This is a genomic window from Xanthomonas sp. Leaf148 (assembly GCF_001423585.1).
In the GTDB taxonomy this organism is placed as follows: Bacteria; Pseudomonadota; Gammaproteobacteria; order Xanthomonadales; family Xanthomonadaceae; genus Xanthomonas.
Genome location: NZ_LMOP01000012.1, coordinates 53,803 through 75,999 on the forward strand (window position 1 = coordinate 53,803; position 22,197 = coordinate 75,999).

Below are 22,197 nucleotides of genomic sequence, written 5' to 3' on the forward strand. Positions count from 1 at the left end.
ATGTCCGAGCAACGCATCCTGTACGCGCCGCTGCGCGACCGACGGGTGTCTGCCAAGGCGGCAGCCGCGCTGATCAAGCCGGACCAGACCGTGGCGACGAGCAGCTTCATCGGGTCCTGCTATCCCAAGGCGGCGCCGATGGCGATAACGAAGCGGATCGAAGCGGCGAACCTACAAGGCAAGCAGTGGCCAATCTGCGTGTGCTCACGCCCAATCAGCACGCGCGCCAGTCGCTCGACCATTGAGTGTCCCCGCGCTATCGCAATGCACTGGAACACTAGATGGCATGCGCCAATCACGTTAGCGATTGCACGCACATCCCGCATACGCTGACTGAGTCATTGGCGCGGCGCCAGCGCTGGCTCGACCCTGGCGACATGCTGGGCTGACGTTGCATGCATGCACAGGTTATTGGGTTACATCGCGTGTCCCCGCGCTATCGCAATGCAGTGGAACACCAGGTGGCACGCGCCAATCGCGATAGCGATGGCACACACACCCCGCATACGCTGACTGAGTCATTGGAGCGGCGCCAGCGCTGGCTCGACCCTGGCGACATGCTGGGCTGACGTTGCATGTATGCACAGGTTATTGGGTTACGTGGCCATGCATGCAGCGATGTACGCAAGTGAAGCACCGCCGCGGCGCCGCTTAACTCTTTGGAAACTTCATGTCTGCCGGCGCCACGCAGCGACATGCGCAGGTCATGCCCCGGGGCGATAACGTCCTTACCCGCTCGCTGGCGGTGCATAACGTCTCTCCCTCCTAGCCACCGCAGCGACGGGTCACCAGTGGGTGGTGTTGTTCAATCCGCCGGACCGGCTCCCTGCGCCGGTCCGGCGTTTTTCTTTGGCCGCCCATGTGGTGTTTCAAGCGATGGATGGGTTTTCCGCCGCACCATCGCCCCAACCATCTCCCGCCGGCTTAGTGGCTTTCGTTTTCTCGGACGAAAGACGCTTTCATCCTGTCGATGCGCGCTGCTTTCATCCTCCCAGGATAATAAGCGCTCCCGGCCTTCTCCCGTCGGGAGAAGGTGGCGCGTCGCGCCGGATGCGGGTCCAGGCGACACTTGGTGCCGCATCCGTAAGCCGACCAACCGCAACCTCGAGATCAGTCAGCGAACACCATGTCGCACGCTTACGCAGCCTCAGCAATCCGCCGCGCGCGCCGGGCGCGCACTGCAGTCGCCAGACGATCCAGTACCTGTACCGAAGTGTCCCAATCCAGGCAGCCGTCGGTGATGCTCTGGCCGTAGGTCAGCTCGCAGCCTGCGACAAGTTCCTGGCGGCCGCCGACCAGATGGCTTTCCACCATGACGCCGACGATGCGCGTCTCGCCGCCTTCCAGCTGCCGCGCGATGTCATCGATCACCTTGGGCTGGTTGTCGGGATTCTTGCCGCTATTGGCGTGGCTGGCGTCGATCATCAACCGTGCCGGCAGACCGGAGGTGTTGAGCACCTGGCTGGCCGATTCAACGCTGGCCGCATCGAAGTTGGGCACCTTGCCGCCGCGCAGGATCACATGGCAATCCGGGTTGCCCGCAGTCGCTGCCACCGCGGTCTGGCCGTCCTTGGTCACGGCCAGGAAATGATGCGGATGCGAGGCCGCGCCCACGGCGTCCACCGCAATCTTGACGTCACCACCGGTGCCGTTCTTGAACCCCACCGGGCACGACAGACCCGAGGCCATTTCGCGGTGCACCTGGCTTTCGGTGGTGCGTGCGCCGATCGCGCCCCAGGCCACCAGATCGGCGATGTATTGCGGCGAAATAATGTCGAGAAACTCCACACCGGCCGGCAACCCAAGGTTGTTGATGTCGCGCAGCAAGCCGCGCGCCACGCGCAGCCCCTTGTTGATCTGGAAGCTGCCATCCAGGTCCGGATCGTTGATCAGGCCCTTCCAGCCGATGGTGGTGCGCGGCTTTTCGAAGTACACCCGCATCACGATCTCCAGCGCATCGCCGAACTGCTCGCGCAGTGGGCGCAGCCGGTGTGCGTACTCCATCGCCGCGACCGGGTCGTGGATCGAGCAGGGCCCGATCACCACCGCCAGGCGGTCGTCGCGCCCATGCAGGATCTCGTGCAGCGCGGCGCGCGAGTTGGTGACGGTTTCGGAGGCGCGCTCATCGCAGGGCAGCAGCGACAGCAGCTGCGAAGGCGGTGCGAGGGCTTCGATCTTGCGGATACGCAGGTCATCGGTCACAGGCGGCATAACAGTGTCTCGGGTCGGCGGTTGCATCGGGGAGCCAGGCGAGGCGGCAACAAAAAAGCCGCCAGTGTGCGCTGGCGGCTTTTCGGGAATGCTGCTGAAGTTTCCTTCAGGGTGAGCGCAATCCTTCCTCCGCCAGCGGCATCGGAAAACCGTAGTACCAAAAATAAAACTGGCTGCGGGGTGCGTTCATGGGATGCATTGATACCACGCGTTTTTGCGTGTTGCCACTGTTTCATCGGCAACGGACGTGCGCCCTATCGCAGTCGATGCACTGCCGGGACGCGAGAAAGGCCCACCGGCATATCCCTCGTTGACCACGACGGCGTGGCGCGACGCAATCGATGAGCGATGTGCGACCAGCCCTTTTGGCGCGGCTGTTTCATAAAGCTTGCGGTCCGTAGCTGCGGCGGAACGATTAACGCACTGGTACGCAAGTCCGCTTGTCCGACATCCGATGCGTGGATGCAGATGCGTCGTGACACTCAGCAGATCGTACATAGCGTTCCAAATTCGTATCTCGCTGCGGGCAACGACACATATATTCGCCAGATGCCAGTTGAGCAACGGCACCGCCACCAGCAACCCCTCGTTCCTCCAGCATGGAATTGCTATCCGTATCCACGCGAGCGCTGCACTGCGGCCCGTCTAATGTCGGGTTGCAGCCGATCGTCATTGCACTGCTATGCGCCGCGTCCGCTTGCACCTTGCAGCCGCTGTTCACTGCATTGCCGCGCACGCTATCGATGCTTGCACCAAACAGCATCGCGCTAGCTTGATCGACCGCGCCACCGCGCACCACGCCACAGCGATCATGCCGTGACGTGGTGTGCATGCAGCAACCACATCACTCAAAACGTAAACACATACTCCGCTGCGACTTCGCGGCCGATCGGGTTGAACAAGGTGGTGTTGTAGAACCCGTAGCCGTAGAAGCGCTCCTTGTTCTCGTAGCCCACTTCGTTGAACACGTTGTTGACGTAGAAGTTGACCTTGGCGTGGTCGGTGATCTTGTAGCCGGTGCTGAGGTTCCAGTAGATCGCCGGGCCCACGCGACCGAAGTAGCGCTTGCTGCTCTCGCCCAGATGCACGTTGGCGGTGTCGGTTACCAGGCATTGGTCCGATGCGCTGGGCTGGTAGCCATCGTCGAAGCGCGCGCAGGTGCCCCAATTGACCGCACGCATCGAGCCGAGCCGGCGGAAGTACACCGTCCAGTCCCAGGCGCCGCCGTTGTCCCAATGCACGCTGCCACGCACCCGGCTGCGCACGCGTTCGTCGCGGCGGTTTTCGTCGCTGTCGGTGCGGTAGATCTGTTCGCGATAGGCGATCAGGTTGTTGTAATCCAGCGACAGCTGGAAGTTGCCCCAGCCGGCGGTGGCAAGGCGATATTTCAACGACGCATCGATGCCGGAGGTTTCCATCTGCGCCAGGTTGATCGGGCCGCGCTCGATGCTGGCGATGGTGCCGTCGGCATTGCGCACCACGCGCGAGGTGATGGTGTCGCAATAGCCCGCACCGCCGGGATTGTTCCAGGCGCCACCGCTGACGGTGGTGCCGGTGCGGCAGCCGGCTTCGGCGGACAGGATCTCGTCGCGGTCCAGATCCTTGATCATTTCCTCCAGCTGGATGCGGTAGTAATCCACGCTCAGCGACAACCCTTGCGCGATGTCCCACACCACTCCGCCGGTGAACGAGCGGCCGGTTTCCGAGCGTAGATCCGGGGTGCCGCGCCGATTCACATCCACGGTGTAGTAGATATCGTTGTTTTCGTCGTTGCAGCCGCCGGTGAGGTAGGCGCCGGAGGAAATGCAGCGGTATTGATCGATCACGGTCTGGTTGGTGGAGCTGGGTTCGCCGAGCACGTAGTGCATGTCCGGCGCGCGGAAGCTGGTGGCCAGCGTGCTACGCAACAACAGGCTCTCGACCGGGCGCCATTCCAAGCCCGCGCTCCAGGTGGTATCGCTTTGCGTGCCGACATCGGTGGCGATGGCGGCCGACGACCGGTAACTGCCATAGCGGTCGTAGCGACCGGCCACATTCGCGCTCAACGTGGACAGCAACGGGATCTGGAATTCCAGGCCGGCGGAGCTTCGCACGCGTTCGCCGCCGCCGCTATCGACCACATCCACCGGGTAGCACTCGTTGGCGCACGGGTCCGGCGACAGTTGATAGCCCTGCTTGGCGACTTCGGCCACGGTGGCGAAGCGGATCGGCCCAGCCCAGCCCTGCACCAGATCGCCGCTGAGGCTGAAGCTGGCCTGATTTACCCAGGAATACGCGGCATTGTGCGATTTGGCGACCAGGTCGTCGTACTGATCCGACGACAGCGGTGCGTACAGGCGCGCTTCGTTGATTGCATAGATGGGCGAGCCATCGGCGGCGGTGCCGGTGGGGCTGCCGAGGAAGTATTCGGTGGCACGCGCGGTATCCACGGTGCGGATGTATTCGTCCACGGTGTAGCGTGAGCGGCCCACGCTCAACTCCCAATCGAAGCGGTCGGCCCAGACCCCGCGCAGGCCGGCGCTGAGATCCCACGACTGTTCCTTGTTGTAGTTGGCCAGCCGGTCCCAGCCGCCGGCTTCGCGCCGGGTGAGCTGACGGATCAGGTTCAACGAACGCCCGGTGGCCGCGTCCTGGAACGGGCCCAGATACGCGTATGGCGGGTCATAGGTCCAGCGCCCGATGCTGCGGTTGGCCGACAGCGTGGCCCAGGCCTCGGTGGCCTCGCCGAACTTCCAGGTGCCGTAGAGATACGCCGAATAATCTTCGCTGCCGGTGACCAGGCCCCAGTCACCGTAATCGCGCGCCACGCCGCAATAGTTGCCGGTATTGCTGAGCGCGCCGCTGTTCTGGTCGTAGCTCAGCCGCTGCGCATCGACGAACTCGCCGCCGAAGCGCGCGCAGGTGCCCGCAGGCGGCGCCAGACGCTGGTTGGTGTTGGCATCGACCAGGCTCAGGCCAGTGAATGGATTGAAGCCATACAGGCGGTTCTGGCCGGTCCAGTTGGAATAGGACATGTCGTCCGAATCGTCCATTTCCGGGCGATCGCGGCCGCTCAAGGGGTCGCGTCGCGTGGCCTGCAGGGCGTAGGTCACGCTCCAGTTTTCGCCGGTGCGTCCGCCCGCCCACGACACATCGAAACTGTCGCGCCCGCCTTCGGTGGCGGTGCCGCCACGCAGGCGCACCTGGTCGCCCTGGTAGTCGCGCTTGAGGATCACGTTGACCACGCCGGCCACCGCGTCCGAGCCGTAGATCGCCGAGGCGCCGCCGGTGAGGATCTCGATGCGCTCCACCGCCGCGGACGGGATGTTGCTGTAGTTGGAAAAGTTGCTTTCGCCGCCGTAAGGCAGCGGGTAATCGGCGACGCGGTGGCCGTTGACCAGCAGCAGGGTGCGCCCCGGCCCCAGGTCGCGCAGATTGATCGGCGAGGCGTTGGGCGTGTGCGAGCCCCATTGCGTGTCGGCTTCCACCGAGCCCTGCTGATTCATGCTGTTGAGCACATCGTAGACGGTGGCGAAACCTTCCTGCTGGATCTGCTGCGCGGAGATGGTGACCACCGGCTGCGCGCCTTCGACCTGCGCGCGCTTGATGCGCGAGCCGGTGACGCTGACCGCGTCCAGCGTGGAGGTAGCGCGCGGTGTGTCCGGCTCGGTTTGCTGGGCCATGAGCGGCGCTGCGGCAGCCGTCAGTGCGAGAGATACGGAAATCGACAAGGCAAGACGATGACTGCGGCAGTTCATAAGATCCCCGGGAGAAGCCGGACGCGGCCGGCGTGGCAGTGCGCTGCAACGACGTCTGCCAGCGATGCATGCACCGCCGCCCCTTGTCCGATGGCCCCCCGACCACGCGGCGCAAACGCCTGCCCAGCGACGCTAGAGCTGCGATGACATCGGTGTCAATACACTCTTACGCTAGTGTGATCGACATCGCGGTCCTGGGTTTGCGAATCCACTGGACACGCTTGCGCTCGCATGGCGATTGCGCGAAGTGCGGCGCACTCCGCAGGGGATGCGTCGCACGCTTCGGCTTGGTCGCCTGTTTCGTTAGCTTGCCTGATCGACTGGCCGCCTGTTCGCTTGTCCTCTGGGTGACAAGGTTCGATTGATTCCTGATCGCTTGGCGTTTGGCAGTGCGCACGCGACACGCACACCAGCCGGGAGACTGACAGCTCAGCAGTCGGCAATCCCGGTGCGTCGCTTCTGCCGGCAGTCTGGCGTCGTCGCGACAACCCGATGCCTCACAGCCTTAATGTGCCCGCATCGAGCGGCTACGCCAGGGTGCAGGCGCTGGGCCCGGGCAACGAACGCCGCACGGCGACGCGCGCCATCGACTCAGGCCAGATAGCGGCGGAACCACGCAATGGTGCGGTCCCACGCCAGCGTGGCGGCGGCCTTGTCGTAGCGCGGCGTGGAATCGTTATGGAAGCCGTGATTGGTACCAGGGTAGAGATGGGCCTCGTACACCCTGTGCTGTGCCTTGAGCGCGGCCTCATAGGCCGGCCAGCCGGCGTTGACGCGCTCGTCCTGCGCCGCGTAATGCAGCAGCAACGGCGCACGGATGCGTGCGACCTCCTCGGCGGTCGGTTGACGGCCATAGAACGGCACGGCAGCGGCCAACTCGGGATAGGCCACGGCCGCTGCATTGGCCACCCCACCGCCATAACAGAAGCCGGTGATGCCGACCTTGCCGGTGCTGTTCTCGCGGCGCATCAAGAACTCCACGGCGGCGAAGAAATCATTCATCAGCTTGGTGGGATCGACCTGCTGCTGCAACGCGCGGCCCTTCTCGTCGTTACCGGGATACCCGCCGACCGAGCTCAGGCCATCCGGCGCCAACGCGACAAAGCCGGCCTTGGCCACGCGCCGCGCCACATCTTCGATATACGGATTCAACCCGCGATTCTCGTGCGCCACCACCACACCCGGCACCGGCGCGCCGGTCTTGGCCGGACGCACCAGATAGCCACGTACGTCGCCATGCCCGTTGGGCGAGGGATACCGGATGTACTCGGCCACGATGTCCGGGTCGGTGAATTCCACCTGGGTGGCCAGCGCGTAGTCGGGACTCATCGATTCCAGGATCGCCGCCGCACTCAACCCTGCCACCGCAAAAGCGGCCGCGCGATCAAGAAACTCGCGCCGGCTCAGCGTGCCGTGCACATAGCCATCGTAGAGCTCGAGCAGTGCGGGATGAACATCCTGGGCGGTCAGACGGGGCATCGGCGTTCTCCTGGAGCTGGCCTGGCGAGCTGGGCGATCACGCCAGGCAGCATACGGTCTGCGCCGACGCTGCCTTCACTTGGTCTGCAGGTCCCTCCCGACAACGGCTTGCGTGCTACTGCGGCAGGACCCGTGCACGGCTAGCACGCGGTCGGATGTGTCGTGGCTGTCCAGTACCCGAAGGCACTGTGCCCGACCAGGCGCCGACCACAAACAGCATTGGATCCCAGCGCTGCTCGGTGCGGGAAACAAGCACGCGCGTTGCGGGTGCCGTAGCCGGCTTGCTAGGGCGTTTGTTCGGCCTGCGACCACAGTCGCCGATTTGCACCTTTGTGTTTCTAAGGCTTGACGTTGCGAGCGCTCACGTTCAACGACATAGACTTCCCCGGATCGGCTGCGTTGTCCGCCAAGCGAACGCTGTATGTGCCTTCCGAAATCGCCCACTGACGCGCTGCGGTGTCGAACCTGGCGAAGAATCTTGGATCGATCTCAAGTTCCAACTTTTTGCTCTCACCCGGCGCAAGCTCGACGCGCTCGAAGGCACAAAGCCGTTTTGGAAACTTAATCACGCCCTCGCCCGCCACATACACCTGCGCTACATACGCTCCGGTCAGGTCGCCGGAATTGCTGACAACAAAGCGAGCGACGAACCTGCCACCTTCGTCACTCACGTGAAAGTCATGGGTTTCAAAGCGCGTATACGACAACCCGTATCCGAACGGGAACAGCGGTGTTAGCGAGCGCGCGTCGAACCAGCGATAGCCTACATCGGCGCCCTCGACGTTGTAATCGATGCAGAAGATCTCGCCCTTGATCGGCTCCCCCGGATTGGACGTCGTGGTCGACGGATCTCGCTGCTCAGGATGCGGCAACTGTTCGACACTCTGTGGGAACGTGATGGGGAGGCGCCCGGAAGGGTTGACGCGGCCAAACAAGATGCCAGCGATGGCCTCTCCGCCGCCTAGGCCAGGATAGAACGCTGCGACCACGCCAACGACGTCGTCTAACCAAGGCATCGTGACCGAGCCACCTGAGATCAGCACGACCACGGTGTTTGCGTTGGCCTTGGCCACGGCAGTGATCAATGCATCCTGATCATCAGGCAACGAGAGACCTTGGGCATCTTGACCTTCCGAGCGCCATTCTTCGGCAACGACGATGACCGCATCGGCACCATGCGCCGCTGTGACGGCTGCGGCTGCATCGTTCGCGCTCACATAAACAACCTGCGCCGCGCAGGCTTCGGCCTTGATGGCGTTCAAGACCGAGCTGGGATGGTAGACCTTCTCCATCACCGTTCCCATAAACTCGAAACCAGGCTTGGTCACGCTGCCGATCGGAGTAACGGCAGACGAGCCGCCGCCCGCCACGACGCCGATGTCCGCCTGCGTGCCGATGACGATGATGCGGTTAGCGCCTCTCGAAAGTGGCAGGACATCTGCCTTGTTCTTGAGCAATACGATGCCTTGCTCAGCGGACCGCTGCGCCAACAGGCGATGCGCGGCGTAGTCGATCGCGGCGCCTGGCTTGGGCGGAGTGTCGATGACGCCGACAGCAAAAAGGCTACGCAGCTGACGGTGCACCATGTCGTCGATACGCGATTGGAGGACCAAGCCATTGCTGACGGCGGTTCGCAGCGGTTCGGCGAAATAGGGTTCAGGGTCCAAGTTCGCTCCGGATTGAACATCCAGCCCGGCAAGTGCGGCCTTCTCCACCGAGTGTGTCGCCCCCCAGTCGGACATCACCCAACCCGGATAGCCCCATTCCCCCTTCAATACGGTGTTGATGAGATAGGCGTTTTCGCTGGCCCACTCTCCGTTGACCAAGTTGTAGCCGGGCATCACGGCGCCTGGTTCACCAATCTCAATCGCGATTTTGAACGCCAGCAGATCCGACTCGTGGAGCGCCTGATCGGCGATGTGCGAGTTCACCACCACGCGCCCGGTTTCTTGCGGGTTGATCGCAAAGTGTTTGACAGTCGAAACCACGCCTTGCGACTGAATACCAGCAACGGAGTTGCCAGCGATCACACCAGTGAGTAGCGGGTCTTCGGAGACATATTCGAAGTTGCGTCCACCACGTGGCTCACGCACCAGGTTCGCCCCGCCCGCCAACTGCACATTGAAACCCTTGGCCCTGGCTTCCTGCCCAACCATCGCGCCCGTTTTGCGCGCCATGATTGGATTAAAGGTCGCCCCAAGCAACAACGACGACGGCAGCGCTGTGGCGTTGTCGCCAGGACGTACATTCGCCAAATTGCCTACACCCAGACTTGCATCGGTTTGCTGTTGCGCAGGAATGCCCAAACGCGGCACTGCCGGGTAGTAGGCCGCTGATCCGAGCGCACCTTCCGGCTTGCTACTGCCTGCAATCGGAATTGCCATTGGCCCGGACAACCATGCAAATTTCTCGTCCTCGGTCATCGCCTGAACCACCAGCCAAGCGCGCGTCTCTGCTGGCAGGCTTGCATCAGACCAAGGGAATTGCTGCGCGTCCGCACAAGCCGATCGAACATGCTCCTCACCGACAATGCGAGCGTTGTCCGTGCCTTTAGGCGTATCGCTGCGAGATGGGCTGTGCAAGACAGAACTCCTGAAAATTTTCTGGAAAGATAAATGTTTGAGAGTGTGGATGCGATGAAGCGCTGCGCTCAAACGGGTACGTCGCGCGAGCAGCGGATCGCTTGTCACCGAGGCGAAGCTTTCGCGCTTGGCATTCAATGAAAGATCGATGACTCAGACATCGCATAACAGCGGATGGTGAAGGTAATTGGCCACTCAGCGTCACGCCAACTTGCCAGCAACCTCCTATCCAACGCCGCCCTGCTACCGGCTTTTTCGCCGATAGCAGCGTGCTGAAACAGCAGCATCGGTCGGTTGCAAGCATGCCGCTTCTGCGAGGTCATCCCGACAGCGTTAGCTCGAGGTCTTTTCGAGCTGCGCGTTCAAGAATCGCACTGAGCTTGCAAGTGCTTGGCGAGCCTCTGGAAGTGCGTTTGCAAAAAAGTGCCACGCATGGAACATGCCCGGCCAGACTTCAAGATCGACGCGCACACGGTTGTCGCCCAGATGCGTCGCCAGGCGCATCGCGTCGCTCAACATCAACTCGTTCTCGCCGATCTGAATCTGGATCGGTGGCAGGCCAGTGACATCGGCAAACACAGGAGATGCCATCGGATGATTCGGCAATGCATCGCCCAAAAAGGTGCGAGCCAAGAAGCGTAATCCCGCTCCGGTATTCAGCGGATCGAGTCCTTCGCGATTGGTGACCGATGCCCCGGTGTGCTCCAGATTTGCCCAAGGCGAAATCGCAGTGCCGGCTGCAGGAAGAGGCAAGCCTGCGTTGCGTGCCGCCACCATGACGGAAACCACCATCGCGCCGCCAGCCGACTCGCCGGCGAAAACGATTTTTTGGGCTGGGATGCCCAACGCAAGAAGTCCCTTATAGGCCGCTAGCGTGTCGTCAATTGGCGTGGGAAAAGGATACTCGGGGGCAAGCCTGTAATCGGGCATGTAGACCCGTGCACCCAGCATCTGCGCGTAATTTCCGCCTATTCCATGATATCCATCCGGGGCACCGACGATATAGGCGCCGCCGTGAATATAAAACAGGACGGCATCGGTGTTCTGCGTTGCCGGAGTCACCAGTGTCGCGGGCACGCCGTTCAGATCGATCTTCTCGAAACTCACGTCTGCTGGCGGCAACTGCTTGGCCAGCATGTCTACGTAACTGTCGCGGATTTCTTTCATCGTGAGTTCTTTGTTTTCCCCGGTCACTACTGGGGCAAGTTCTGCCAAGCTCTGAGCCCACTCTTTGACGCTTGCCTTGACGTTCTCGTTCACAGAAGCTCCCTCAGTCGATCATTGGTTCTTGAAAACCGGTATGCCAAGATTAGGCGCATGATTGGGGAATTTGGTTCCCCACTGATCCGGTGATCAATCCCTAGAGGCCTCAATGGAACTCACGAACATCAACGACATTGTCGCGTTCGTTACAGTCGTTGATAGCGGTAATTACACGCTGGCCGCCAAACGTTTGGGGTTGACGCGCTCGGCCGTTGGCAAGCGCGTTGTTCGTCTGGAGGAAAGACTGGGTATGCGTCTGTTGAACCGGACGACCAGGAGCTTGAGCCTGACGGACGATGGGCACGTTCTCTATGCGAGAAGCTCTCTGATCCTTGAGGATTTGAAGGAAACAGAGACCGCGATGGCGCTTCGTTCGGAAGCCCCGTATGGCCGCCTAGCCATCAGTGTTCCTGTAACACTGGGAATGAGGTATGTGCTTCCGGTAGTAGAGCAGTTCATCGATACCTGGCCAAACGTCAGCGCAGTTGTGCAGTATTCCGATCGCTTTGTGGATCTGATTGAAGATGGTATCGACATTGCAGTGCGCACCGGACCTGCACGCGAAGACTCGCGCATCTTCAATCGAACCGTCACGCACCAACGCATGGTGACGTGTGCATCGCCCAGTTACTTAGCGAAGCACAACGCGCCAGAAGCCCCATCCGATCTGTCTCAGCATCATTGCTGTTTCTTTCTAGACGAAGGGCGACCAAGACCGTGGACGTTCCGAACTGGAAAAAGCGATACATCCTTTTCGGGTGCAAGCAGACTTGTCATGGATAGTGGCGAAGCCTTGCAACGTTCAGCCTGTGCAGGGCTGGGCATCGCCCAACTTCCCGACTATCTCATCCGAGATGACCTCGCATTGGGAACGTTGGTCAGGATCTTGGAAACATTCGAGCCCGCTCCTGAGCCTATCCGTGTCGTCTATCCAAGCAAGCGTCACCTGTCGCCCAAGATCCGTCGGTTTATCGACCTGCTGAGCGACGCATGGAGAGCGGATCCACCGGGCGGAAACAGTCAGTGAGCGGCTGACTAATGAAGAGATGCGCGAAGCCATCTTGGTCGGAGCTGCAGCTGGTGAACTGGATGCCGTTAGCGACGAGAACCGTATGCAGGGTGTAAGTCACCGTCTGTTTTCCACCATCTTTTGATTGATTCCGTAGCGGCTTGGAAAGCGCTCTCAGGCTTTTTTGACCCCGACTCAGCCCTCATTTCCCGGCTTTCGTCTTACCGAATGCCGTCTCGTCAGAAATCCGGTGGTGTGTCGAAACTGCTCGGCTATATTGAAGCGAGAACCGCAAGAATCTTGTGGATGGCCGTCAGGTTGATGCATGAAAGGACGCACGGGCACATGAAACGCCAGTTATTAGTTGCTCTTTGTATGCTGCCGTTCGCGGCGAACGCAGTTGTCATCCGTAACGATGTTGAAGACTCAAAGTATCGAGTAGATCGATCTGCGTTTGCGGCGCTGGCAGATATGCCAGGCGAAGGGCATGGCGTTCTCATCGCGCCGAAGTGGGTCGTCACCGCCGCACACGCAGCTCCCATGGAAGGCATGGACGCCGAGGTGACCATCGACGGGCACGCATACAAAGTTGCGCGCGTAGTCGTCCATCCAGGCTACAAGCGCATGCCCGACGCGCTGAGCCAGGACGCCTTGAAGACCGGCAATCCTTCCAGGATTCACGCCTTTCTGGCCGGTTCGGATGACATCGCTCTGGTCGAGCTGGAGACGCCAGTGAAGCAAATTGCACCGGTAGCCCTGTATCGCGGCAACGATGAGGTCACGCAAGTCGCCATGTTGGTAGGGAAAGGGGCAACCGGTAATGGCATCGAGGGGCAGATTCCCAATGCGCCACATCGCGGCGTGTTGCGGCGGGCCTACAACTCCATTACTGGAGCCAACGATCGCTATGTCTGGTATCGATTCGATCCCCCGGCACGCGGCTTGCCGCTCGAAGGCGTGTTGGGAAGCGGCGACAGCGGCGGCCCGCTGGTTGTGCAGAAGCAGGGCGCCTGGCAACTCATTGGGCTGGGATCGTGGATCACGGCGGTTCCAGAGCACGCCCTGGAGGCGGGTTTCTACGGACAAATGGTCTACAACGTCCGCATATCGCGCTATGTCGCGTGGATCGATGGCGTGATGTCGCCATAACTCTGGCCGCGCAGCCCGCTACGCCCGAAGACTTCGCGACGCAGTGACATCTGACCATGGCTGCTGCGCCTGGCGTTACGTGCGCCGCTGATAGCGCATCGGCATGCAAGCGGGATAACTGTCGCGGTGCACGCAAAAAAAGAGCCCCGCATCGCTGCGGGGCTCCTTTTGACTGCGGTGTTGCGTGTCGGCGTAAGCCGGCTGGATCAGAAATCCATGCCGCCCATGCCGCCCATGCCACCGCCGCCCGGCATTGCCGGCTCGTCCTTCTTCGGTGTATCGGCCACCATGGCTTCGGTGGTGATCATCAGGCCGGCAATCGAGGCTGCGTTCTGCAGCGCCGAACGGGTGACCTTGGTCGGGTCCAGGATGCCGAATTCGACCATGTCGCCGAACTCGCCGTTGGCGGCGTTGTAGCCGTAGTTGCCGGTGCCTTCCTTGACCTTGTTCAGGATCACGGACGGCTCTTCGCCGGCATTGGCCACGATTTCGCGCAGCGGGGCTTCCATGGCGCGCAGGGCGATCTGGATACCGTGGGTCTGGTCTTCGTTGGCACCGGTCAGGTTACCGACGGCCACCAGCGCGCGCACCAGGGCCACACCGCCGCCCGGGACCACGCCTTCTTCGACGGCTGCACGGGTGGCGTGCAGGGCGTCTTCGACGCGTGCCTTCTTTTCCTTCATTTCGATTTCGGTCGATGCGCCGACCTTGATCACTGCAACGCCACCGGCCAGCTTGGCCACGCGTTCCTGCAGCTTCTCACGGTCGTAATCGGACGAGGTGTCTTCGATCTGGGTCTTGATCTGGCCGACGCGCGACTCGATCGCGGCCGAATCGCCAGCGCCGTCGATGATGATGGTGTTCTCCTTGGAGACCTGCACCTTCTTCGCACGGCCCAGGTCCTTGATCGTGGCCTTCTCCAGCGCCAGACCCACTTCCTCGGAGATCACGGTGCCGCCGGTCAGCACGGCCATGTCTTCCAGCATCGCCTTGCGACGGTCGCCGAAGCCCGGTGCCTTGACGGCCACGACCTTGACGATGCCGCGGATGGTGTTGACCACCAGGGTCGCCAGCGCTTCGCCTTCGACTTCTTCAGCGACGATCAGCAGCGGCTTGCCGGCCTTGGCCACGCCTTCCAGCACGGGCAGCAGGTCGCGCACGTTGGAGATCTTCTTGTCGTGCAGCAGGATGAACGGGTCGTCCAGATCGGCCGACTGGCTCTGCTGGTTGTTGATGAAGTACGGGGAGAGGTAGCCGCGATCGAACTGCATGCCCTCGACCACGTCCAGCTCGTTTTCCAGGCCCGAACCTTCTTCAACCGTGATCACGCCTTCCTTGCCGACCTTCTGCATCGCTTCGGCAATGATGTTGCCGATCGATTCGTCCGAGTTGGCCGAGATGGTGCCGACCTGGGCAATTGCCTTGTCGTCGGTGGTCGGCTTGGACAGGTTCTTCAGCTCGACGACCGCAGCCTTGACGGCCTGGTCGATACCGCGCTTCAGATCCATCGGGTTCATGCCGGCAGCCACGGCCTTGACGCCTTCGCGGATCAGGGCCTGAGCCAACACGGTGGCGGTGGTGGTGCCGTCGCCAGCGTTGTCGTTGGTGCGCGACGCGACTTCCTTCACCATCTGCGCGCCCATGTTCTCGAACTTGTCAGCCAGTTCGATTTCCTTGGCGACGGAGACGCCGTCCTTGGTGATGGTCGGGGCGCCGAAGCTCTTCTCGAGCACGACGTTGCGGCCCTTCGGGCCCAGGGTCGCCTTGACGGCATTGGCAAGAATATTGACGCCACGCACCATGCGGTTGCGTGCATCTTCACCGAAACGAATGTCTTTAGCAGCCATTTGTATGTAACTCCGGAAATGGGGAATAGGGAATGGGGGATCGGTAGATCAACAGCGTGAATCGGGGCGGGGTGGAATGGCGAAGGGCGTTAGCCGCTTTGCCCATTCCCGATTCCCAACTCCCGATTCCCGGCGCATAGCGCCTGATTAGCCGATGACTGCCAGGATGTCGTCTTCGCGCAGCACCTTGTACTCGACGCCTTCGGACTTGTAGCTGCTGCCGGCGTACTGGCCGTAGATGACCTTGTCGCCAACCTTGACCACCGGCGCGCGCAGGCTGCCGTTGTCCAGGGGCTTGCCGGCGCCGATGGCGATGACTTCACCCTTGGTGGACTTTTCCTTGGCGGAGTCAGGAATCACGATGCCGCCGGCGGAAACTTCGTCGGCTTCGATCGGCTTGACTACAACGCGGTCGTGAAGCGGCTTGATGCTCATAGATAAGACCCTCTTAAGTGATTGATTAGTCTGGAAATTATCGGCGATGTTAGCACTCGTATATGACGACTGCCAGCACAGCGCGCGGAAAAAACCCGACAGAGCGGGTGCGGGCCAGAGATTGTGCTGGGCGGGCAGCTTTCAAGGGCTGGTGGCAAAAAATTTTCATCCGGCCGTCTCATCCGGCGGGCGAACCGCGGCAAAAACACCGAGCAAGCCGTCGTCGGGGCGAACGTGAGCGGCGTGCAGGAGCTGGATGTTGCGACCCAGCGCCACCGAGCGCCGGTGACTGTCGCCACGTGCCGATTCCGGGCAGCGGCTGCAGCCACCGGCCGTGCGTGCAGCCGGTGCTACTCGCTCTAAAAATGGAACCAGGTTCCACCGTTTGTCATGCACAGGCTCTACAGTCGGGACAGCATTCCCCGATCACAAGGAGCTGTCGATGAGGTTGCCGTTCCGTAGTCTTCCACTGGCCTGCACCATTGTCCTGGCCGTCCCCACCGCCCACGCCGCGGTGTTCATCAACGAACTGCATTACGACGACGCGGGCGCCTCCGGCGATACCGGCGAAGGCGTGGAAGTGGTGGCCACCGCCGGCGAGTCGCTGAGCGGCTACCGGATCTATCTGTACAACGGCAGTGCCCCCAGCGCAGCGGTGAGCTACGCCAACACGGCGGTGCCGGCGGGCAGCCTGGTCAGTTGCGGTAGCCAGGTGCGCATTGCCACCGTCAGCTACGCCAGCAACGGCGTGCAGAACGGGCCCAACGACGGCGTGGCGCTGGTGGACCCGAGCGGCCAGCTGGTGCAGTTCCTCAGCTACGAAGGCGCCATCACCGGTAGCGGCGGCCCGGCGGCCGGCGTCACCAGCCAGAACCTGCCGGTCAGCGAGAGCAACAGCAGCGCGGTCGGCAGTTCGCTGCAACTCACCGGCACCGGCAGTGCGGCAGCCAACTTCAGCTGGGCGGGTTCGGCGGCACAGACCTTCGGCGCCTGCAACCGCGGCCAGACCTTCAACGGCAGCGGCGGCGGTGGCGGCACCACCGGCGCACCGACGATCACCAGCACCACGCCGACCCAGGGCGCGAGCGGCTTCCCGGCGGCCGGCGATCTGGCGGTGGGCTTCAGCGAGACGGTGACGCTGAGCAGCGGCGCCTTTGCGCTGAGTTGCGCCAGCTCCGGCACGGTGGCCTTGAGCTACCCGACCAGCGGCACCCGCTTCACCCTGTCCACCAACACCGCCTTGGTCGGCGGCGAACGCTGCAGCCTGGCGATCACCGCCAGCGCCATCCGCGATGCCAGCGGCTTGAGCCCGGCGGCCAATCAGTCGATCGCCTTCACGGTGGCGACGGCCGGCGGTGGCGGCACCGGCTACTACTCGCGGGTCAACACCACCAGCCCCAGCCAGTTGCGCTGCTCGCTCAATGCCACCATTCGCGGCCACACGGTCTATCCCTACAGCGGGACCGGTACCAGCACCTGGACCATCCTGGAGATGGCCGACGAGGATCCCAACAACAGCGGCCGCATCCTGGACGCCTACCGTAACCGCAGCTACGCCAAAGTCAGCGACCGGGCCGGCACCGGCAGCGGCCTGACCTACAACCGCGAGCACACCTGGCCCAACTCGCTGGGCTTCGGCAGCGCCACCGGCGACCGCGGCCTGCCGTATGCGCCCTACACCGACACCCACATGCTGTATCTGACCGACACCACCTTCAACGCCAACCGTGGCAACAAGCCCTACGCCACCTGCACCAGCAGCTGCGGCGAGCGGGTGACCGAGGTCAACGACGGCAGTGGCGGCGGCAGCGGGCGCTATCCGGGCAATTCCAACTGGGTACGCACGCCCGACGGCAACGGCGGCACCTTCGAGGTGTGGGGCCGGCGCAAGGGCGACATGGCGCGCGCAGTGATGTACATGGCGATCCGCTACGAAGGTGGCACCGACGCGTCCACCGGCCAGTCCGAACCGGATCTGGAGCTCACCGACGACCGCAGCCGGATCGTGCAGACCTCGTCCTCGCCAGCGTACATGGGCCTGTTGTCGACACTGCTGGCCTGGCACCAGGCCGACCCGCCGGACGATGCCGAGCGTGCGCGCAACCAGGTGGTCTTCAGCTTCCAGGGCAACCGCAACCCGTTCGTCGATCACCCCGAATGGGCCACCGCCGGCCTGTTCAATTCGGCCAAGCCGGCCAGCTGCCAGCTGGCCAACTGAGACCCATCGGCCCGGCGCGTGCTGCGTCGGGCCGGTGTGGCTGGAGCGCTTTTCAGCGGAGACCTACAGCGACGGCGCGCTGTGCCAGTGCCAGTGCCAGTGCCAGTGCCAGTGCCAGTGCCAGTGCCAGTGCCAGTGCCAGCGATCGTCGACCGGCAGCATCCCGCCAATCGCACGTCCCTTGCCGCCCTGCATTGCACGTTGGCCGATGGCGCAGGTGCCGCGAATACCGGCGTTAGCGCCAGTCGGTCATGCAACTCGCAGACCCGGCGCATCGCCCTGCCGGACCTGGGACGTTGGGCGCTCCAACCCATCTCTGCTACTAGTGCGGGGTTCTCTTGCTGATCGCGGATTAGCGCGGCTAACACCACGTAGCGAACAGTGGTCAGACAGGCGTGGGCGGCGCGCTCAGAACCGGAGTGCACGCGTGGCCCATACCGCACCGCGTAGCGAGCAGCAAGCACCGGCCGCGTCCGCTTGGCGGGGAGCAAAATCGGTTTATCAGCTGTTCGTCGCCTTGCTGCCTCTGCGCAAACCTGGTGCTGGCGCGGCGCGCGGTCCAGGCACGCATCGCACAGCGCAGCATTCGACGCTGACGAGTCACCCGGCGTACTGCGTTCGTCGGCGCATGCCGATGCCCTCAAAGCAGCCCAGCGCGCCGCTTTGGTTACCCAACGACCACGGCGGCGCTAACGCATCGCCCGTCTGCAGCGGCAATCCAGCGAAGTTGACGCCTTGTTCCGGAATGTGCGGTCGATCCCCCGCAGGCAGGGGATTACACTGCCGAGCCGAATGAACGCCTCTTCCCTCCATCTGTTGTTCAGTACCTGCCCGGACGCGGACAGCGCCGACCGCATCGCGCATGCCTTGCTCGACGAACGGCTGGCCGCCTGCGTCACCCAGCTGCCCGGCGCACAATCGTTGTACCGCTGGAACGGGGCGATCGCGCGCAGCACCGAAGTGCAGCTACTGATCAAGACCTGGGAAGACCGCCTGCCAGACGCCATCGCGCGGCTGCAGGCACTGCATCCGTATGAACTGCCGGAGGCGGTCGCTGTCCAAGCCAGCGCCGGGCTGCCGGCGTATCTCGATTGGGTCCGGGCCGACACCCGCAAGGAAATTTGACGTCCATGAAGTCTTTGTCCCGCTGGATCGCCCGCTGCGCACTGCTGTCCGCTCCTGTCATCGCCGCCTCGCTCGCACTGGTGGCACCTGCCGCGCAGGCGGTCAGCGAGGCCGACCTGCTGCCGGTCAACCAGGCTTTCGTGCTCAGCGCCCAGGCCGACAGCCGCGACAGCATCGGCCTGACCTGGAAAATCGCGCCGGGCTATTACCTGTACCGGCACCGCATCAGCGTCAAATCCGGGCAAGGCTTTTCTGCGGGCGACTTGACCCTGCCGGAAGGCGAGAGCAAGCACGACGAGTTCTTCGGCCAGGTGCAGACCTACCGCAAGCAACTGCAGGCCACCCTGGCCGGCAAGGCCGATCCGGCACTGAAAACCGCGGTCCTGCAGGTGCAATACCAGGGCTGCGCCGATGCCGGGGTGTGCTACCCGCCGCAACGGCGCGAGATCCGCGTGACCCTGCCCGGCGCACAAGCGGCTGGTGCAGCCGCTTCCACGCCGCAACGCGAGAATCTGGGAGCGCTGGTGCCGCGCGCTGCGCCAGGCCCGCGCCTGTTCGGGGCGCCCGGCCAGACTGCCGGCGTAGATGCACTGCCGCTGCCGGCCGAGCAAGCCTTTACCTTCGAAGCCATCGTCGGCGACGGCAACAGCCTGCTGCTGCGCTTCACCCCGGCGCCGGGCTATTACCTCTACCGCGACCGCACCTCACTGGCGGTGGAAGGCAGCAGTGGCGTGCGCACCGGGCTGCCGCGCTGGCCACAGGGCAAGACCCACCGCGATGAACACTTCGGCGATGTGGTGGTGTATTTCGACCAGGCCGAAGTCACCTTGCCGCTGCTGCGCGAGCGTGCCGACCCGGCGCGCGTGACCCTGGTGGCGACCTTCCAGGGCTGCCAGACCGATGGCATTTGCTACCCGCCGATGACCCGCCGCGTGACGCTGGACCTGCCCGCCGGCACGGTGTCGCCGCAGAACCAGGCGCAAGCCGCTCCACTGATGATCTCGCCGCTGGCCGCCGGGCAAACGCCGCCCGGGCCCGCCCCGGCAACGGCATCGGGCGGCAAGACGCAGCCCGCGCCGACAGCGGCGGCCGACAACCCGCAGCGCACCCAGCCGCCGCACACCGACAAGGGCCTGCTGGCGATGCTGGCGCTGGCGCTGCTCGGCGGGCTGGTGCTGAACCTGATGCCGTGCGTGCTGCCAATCCTGTCGCTGAAGGTGCTGGGCCTGGCGCATAGCGGCGAGAGCCGCAACCACGCGCGCAGCCATGCCATCTGGTATTCGCTGGGCGTGCTGGTGTCGTTCGCCGCCATCGGTGGGCTGGTGATCGCCCTACGTGCGGCCGGCCAGGCGGCCGGCTGGGGCTTCCAGCTGCAGCAGCCGTGGTTTGTGGCGGCGCTGGCGTATCTGATGTTTGCGGTGGGCCTGAGCCTGTCGGGCGTGTTCACGCTGGGCAGCAATCTGGGCGGCATCGGCCAGTCGCTGGCCGCGCGCAATGGCCCGCTGGGCGATTTCTTCACCGGTGTGCTGGCCTGTGTGGTCGCCAGCCCCTGCATCGCCCCGTTCATGGGCACCGCCCTGGCCTATGCCTTCACCGCGCCTGCGCCGCTGGCGATGCTGGTGTTTCTGGCGCTGGGCCTGGGCCTGGCGCTGCCGTTCCTGTTGATCGGCTTCATCCCGTCGCTGGCGCGGCGCCTGCCCACGCCCGGCGCGTGGATGGAAACGCTCAAGCAGGTGCTGGCGTTCCCGATGTATCTCACCGCGATCTGGCTGCTGTGGGTGCTGGGCAAACAGCGCGGCGTGGATGCGCTGGCCCTGATGCTGGTCGGCGCCACCCTGCTGGCGCTGGGTCTGTGGTGTTTCGAGCGCAGCCGCTGGAACAGCAACCGCGCGGGCATGCGCCTGGCGGTGGCGATGCTGGTGCTGGCCATCGTGCCGGTGGTGGGCGTCACCCGCCTGCGTTTGCCGGCCGCCACCGCTGCCAGCGAAGGCGCGGTCGCGTTCTCGCCGCAGCTGCTGGACCGTCTGCGCGCCGACAACCGGGTGGTGTTCGTCAACATGACCGCCGACTGGTGCGTGACCTGCAAGGCCAACGAAAAGAACGTGCTCAGCAGCGCCGAGTTCCGCGATGCGCTGCGCCGCGTGGATGCGGTCTACATGAAAGGCGACTGGACCAATGTCGACCCGGCCATCAGCACCTTCCTCGACCAGCACCAGGCAGTCGGCGTGCCGCTGTACGTGGTGTACGGCCCCGGCGCCCCGCCGGCCATCCTGCCCACGGTGCTGACCAATGCGATCACCGAGGATGCGTTGCTGCGCGCGGCACGCTGAAAACAGCCTGCTGCGCCGGAAAAGGCGCTTGATGCGCGCCGCGTGAGCGGTGCATTGCCCACGTCGGCCGATTCCATGCTCACCCTTCCTGCTGCGTGCCGAGAGCGGCCAGGATGCGCGCGCGGCTGACCTGCAGGATCTCCTCGGCCAGCGCCGAATCGTCCGGACACGCGCGCGACAACATCACCGCGCCAACCACGCGGGCATATGTGTCGAGCATCGTTTCCCGCGCCTGGCCCGCACCCTGCGGGCCCGCCTCGCTGTCGACGAAGTTCGCCAGGCTGTTCTCGATGCCCTGCGCAAACGTTGCCCGGATGTCCTCGCCCTGGCGCGCAGCGTCACCGCTCAGTGCCGCCATCGTGCAACCCGCGCCGCGATCGTCGCGGTGGTCGCGGGACAGGTAGGAATCGACGAACGCCGACAGATCCGCATGTTTGTCGTTGGCCAGGCGCTGCGCGATGCCGCTGGCCGCCGTCTCGGCCATGAGGTCGGCCTTGGAACGGAAGTGTTTGTAGAACCCGCCCTGGGTGAAACCGGCGGCAGACATCAGTTCGGCAATCCCCACCCCGTCGTAGCCCCGCTCCCGGAACAGCGCGGCGGCGGTCTGGACGATATGGGCGCGATTTTCCTGCGCCTGCGCCTTGGTGACTTTCATGAGTGGATGTCTCTGCTGTGGACGACAAGGGCAGTCAGTATTTCATTGATGTTGATCGTAATCAAACTATTGACAACTTAGATTACTATCGACATCATTAGGCCAACTGAGGTGCTTCGGCTCATCCGATCACCTGCGGCGACCCGCTTACCTACAT

Annotated in this window: 14 protein-coding genes, 1 other RNA gene and 1 pseudogene; 7 read left to right on the forward strand and 9 right to left on the reverse strand. The window is 63.4% G+C overall.

All coding sequences use genetic code 11. From position 1 onward, the window contains the following. Together ASF90_RS24535 and ASF90_RS23660 are read left to right on the forward strand one after the other, a co-directional pair. A pseudogene (locus ASF90_RS24535) lies at window positions 1–195 on the forward strand (propionyl-CoA--succinate CoA transferase); the annotation flags it as partial. 230 nt (window positions 196–425) lie between these two features. Beyond that, on the forward strand, window positions 426–569 hold the full coding sequence (locus ASF90_RS23660) for a hypothetical protein (protein ID WP_156364984.1): 144 nt from the start codon (window positions 426–428) through the stop codon (window positions 567–569). Window positions 570–1,137: 568 nt separating this feature from the next. Here ASF90_RS23660 and ASF90_RS17305 read toward each other — a convergent pair. From ASF90_RS17305 to ASF90_RS17325, 5 genes are all read right to left on the reverse strand, one after another. Continuing rightward, window positions 1,138–2,211: a 3-deoxy-7-phosphoheptulonate synthase gene (locus ASF90_RS17305; RefSeq protein WP_055853104.1), complete on the reverse strand. Its 1,074-nt coding sequence runs from the start codon at window positions 2,209–2,211 to the stop codon at window positions 1,138–1,140. An 848-nt stretch (window positions 2,212–3,059) separates the two neighbouring features. Continuing rightward, on the reverse strand, window positions 3,060–5,873 hold the full coding sequence (locus ASF90_RS17310; protein WP_055853113.1) for a TonB-dependent receptor: 2,814 nt from the start codon (window positions 5,871–5,873) through the stop codon (window positions 3,060–3,062). A gap of 666 nt (window positions 5,874–6,539) precedes the next feature. Then, window positions 6,540–7,427 (reverse strand): YghX family hydrolase, encoded by an 888-nt coding sequence (gene yghX, locus ASF90_RS17315; protein ID WP_055853116.1) that lies wholly within the window; start codon window positions 7,425–7,427, stop codon window positions 6,540–6,542. Between the two features lie 338 nt (window positions 7,428–7,765). After that, the gene (locus tag ASF90_RS17320; protein ID WP_201782837.1) at window positions 7,766–10,147 is read right to left on the reverse strand and encodes a glycoside hydrolase family 3 protein; all 2,382 of its coding nucleotides are present in this window, start codon (window positions 10,145–10,147) and stop codon (window positions 7,766–7,768) included. 195 nt (window positions 10,148–10,342) lie between these two features. Further along, window positions 10,343–11,269, reverse strand: coding sequence for an alpha/beta hydrolase (locus ASF90_RS17325; protein ID WP_055853122.1), 927 nt, complete (start codon window positions 11,267–11,269; stop codon window positions 10,343–10,345). A 112-nt stretch (window positions 11,270–11,381) separates the two neighbouring features. Here ASF90_RS17325 and ASF90_RS17330 point away from each other — a divergent pair, with 112 nt between their 5' ends. Continuing rightward, window positions 11,382–12,299, forward strand: coding sequence for a LysR family transcriptional regulator (locus tag ASF90_RS17330; RefSeq protein ID WP_055853125.1), 918 nt, complete (start codon window positions 11,382–11,384; stop codon window positions 12,297–12,299). A gap of 327 nt (window positions 12,300–12,626) precedes the next feature. Beyond that, window positions 12,627–13,430, forward strand: coding sequence for a trypsin-like serine protease (locus ASF90_RS17335; protein WP_055853915.1), 804 nt, complete (start codon window positions 12,627–12,629; stop codon window positions 13,428–13,430). Between the two features lie 206 nt (window positions 13,431–13,636). On the opposite strand, the gene groL is transcribed toward ASF90_RS17335, so the two are convergent. Both groL and ASF90_RS17345 read right to left on the reverse strand, forming a co-directional pair. After that, the gene (gene groL, locus ASF90_RS17340) at window positions 13,637–15,277 is read right to left on the reverse strand and encodes a chaperonin GroEL (RefSeq protein ID WP_055853127.1); all 1,641 of its coding nucleotides are present in this window, start codon (window positions 15,275–15,277) and stop codon (window positions 13,637–13,639) included. Between the two features lie 147 nt (window positions 15,278–15,424). Then, a complete protein-coding gene (locus tag ASF90_RS17345) occupies window positions 15,425–15,712 on the reverse strand; it encodes a co-chaperone GroES (RefSeq protein WP_055853130.1) in 288 nt (95 codons plus the stop codon). 442 nt (window positions 15,713–16,154) lie between these two features. On the opposite strand from ASF90_RS17345, the gene ASF90_RS17350 reads away from it, so the two are divergent. Next, window positions 16,155–17,930 carry an endonuclease gene (locus ASF90_RS17350; RefSeq protein WP_055853133.1) on the forward strand — a complete coding sequence of 592 codons (1,776 nt, stop codon included), beginning with the start codon at window positions 16,155–16,157 and terminating at the stop codon, window positions 17,928–17,930. 359 nt (window positions 17,931–18,289) lie between these two features. Here the strand turns inward: ASF90_RS17350 and ASF90_RS22805 are convergent. Beyond that, window positions 18,290–18,366: non-coding RNA, sX9 sRNA (locus tag ASF90_RS22805), on the reverse strand. Window positions 18,367–18,722: 356 nt separating this feature from the next. Between ASF90_RS22805 and cutA the strand changes: the two genes are divergently transcribed. Together cutA and ASF90_RS17360 are read left to right on the forward strand one after the other, a co-directional pair. Then, a complete protein-coding gene (gene cutA / locus ASF90_RS17355; protein ID WP_055853136.1) occupies window positions 18,723–19,055 on the forward strand; it encodes a divalent-cation tolerance protein CutA in 333 nt (110 codons plus the stop codon). A gap of 5 nt (window positions 19,056–19,060) precedes the next feature. Then, a complete protein-coding gene (locus ASF90_RS17360) occupies window positions 19,061–21,385 on the forward strand; it encodes a protein-disulfide reductase DsbD (RefSeq protein WP_055853139.1) in 2,325 nt (774 codons plus the stop codon). Window positions 21,386–21,464: 79 nt separating this feature from the next. Here ASF90_RS17360 and ASF90_RS17365 read toward each other — a convergent pair whose 3' ends face one another. Beyond that, entirely contained in the window at window positions 21,465–22,040 is a 576-nt protein-coding gene (locus tag ASF90_RS17365) for a TetR family transcriptional regulator (protein WP_055853142.1), read from the reverse strand. Between the last annotated feature and the right edge of the window lie 157 nt (window positions 22,041–22,197).

What these genes read in the sequence shown, in the direction of transcription:
- ASF90_RS17345 (WP_055853130.1), bottom strand. Translation starts at nt 15,712, where the DNA reads ATGAGCATCAAGCCGCTTCACGACCGCGTTGTAGTCAAGCCGATCGAA.
- cutA (WP_055853136.1), top strand. Translation starts at nt 18,723, where the DNA reads ATGAACGCCTCTTCCCTCCATCTGTTGTTCAGTACCTGCCCGGACGCG.
- ASF90_RS17330 (WP_055853125.1), top strand. Translation starts at nt 11,382, where the DNA reads ATGGAACTCACGAACATCAACGACATTGTCGCGTTCGTTACAGTCGTT.
- ASF90_RS17350 (WP_055853133.1), top strand. Translation starts at nt 16,155, where the DNA reads ATGAGGTTGCCGTTCCGTAGTCTTCCACTGGCCTGCACCATTGTCCTG.
- ASF90_RS17305 (WP_055853104.1), bottom strand. Translation starts at nt 2,211, where the DNA reads ATGCCGCCTGTGACCGATGACCTGCGTATCCGCAAGATCGAAGCCCTC.
- ASF90_RS17310 (WP_055853113.1), bottom strand. Translation starts at nt 5,873, where the DNA reads ATGGCCCAGCAAACCGAGCCGGACACACCGCGCGCTACCTCCACGCTG.
- ASF90_RS17365 (WP_055853142.1), bottom strand. Translation starts at nt 22,040, where the DNA reads ATGAAAGTCACCAAGGCGCAGGCGCAGGAAAATCGCGCCCATATCGTC.
- ASF90_RS17360 (WP_055853139.1), top strand. Translation starts at nt 19,061, where the DNA reads ATGAAGTCTTTGTCCCGCTGGATCGCCCGCTGCGCACTGCTGTCCGCT.
- groL (WP_055853127.1), bottom strand. Translation starts at nt 15,277, where the DNA reads ATGGCTGCTAAAGACATTCGTTTCGGTGAAGATGCACGCAACCGCATG.
- ASF90_RS17335 (WP_055853915.1), top strand. Translation starts at nt 12,627, where the DNA reads ATGAAACGCCAGTTATTAGTTGCTCTTTGTATGCTGCCGTTCGCGGCG.
- yghX (WP_055853116.1), bottom strand. Translation starts at nt 7,427, where the DNA reads ATGCCCCGTCTGACCGCCCAGGATGTTCATCCCGCACTGCTCGAGCTC.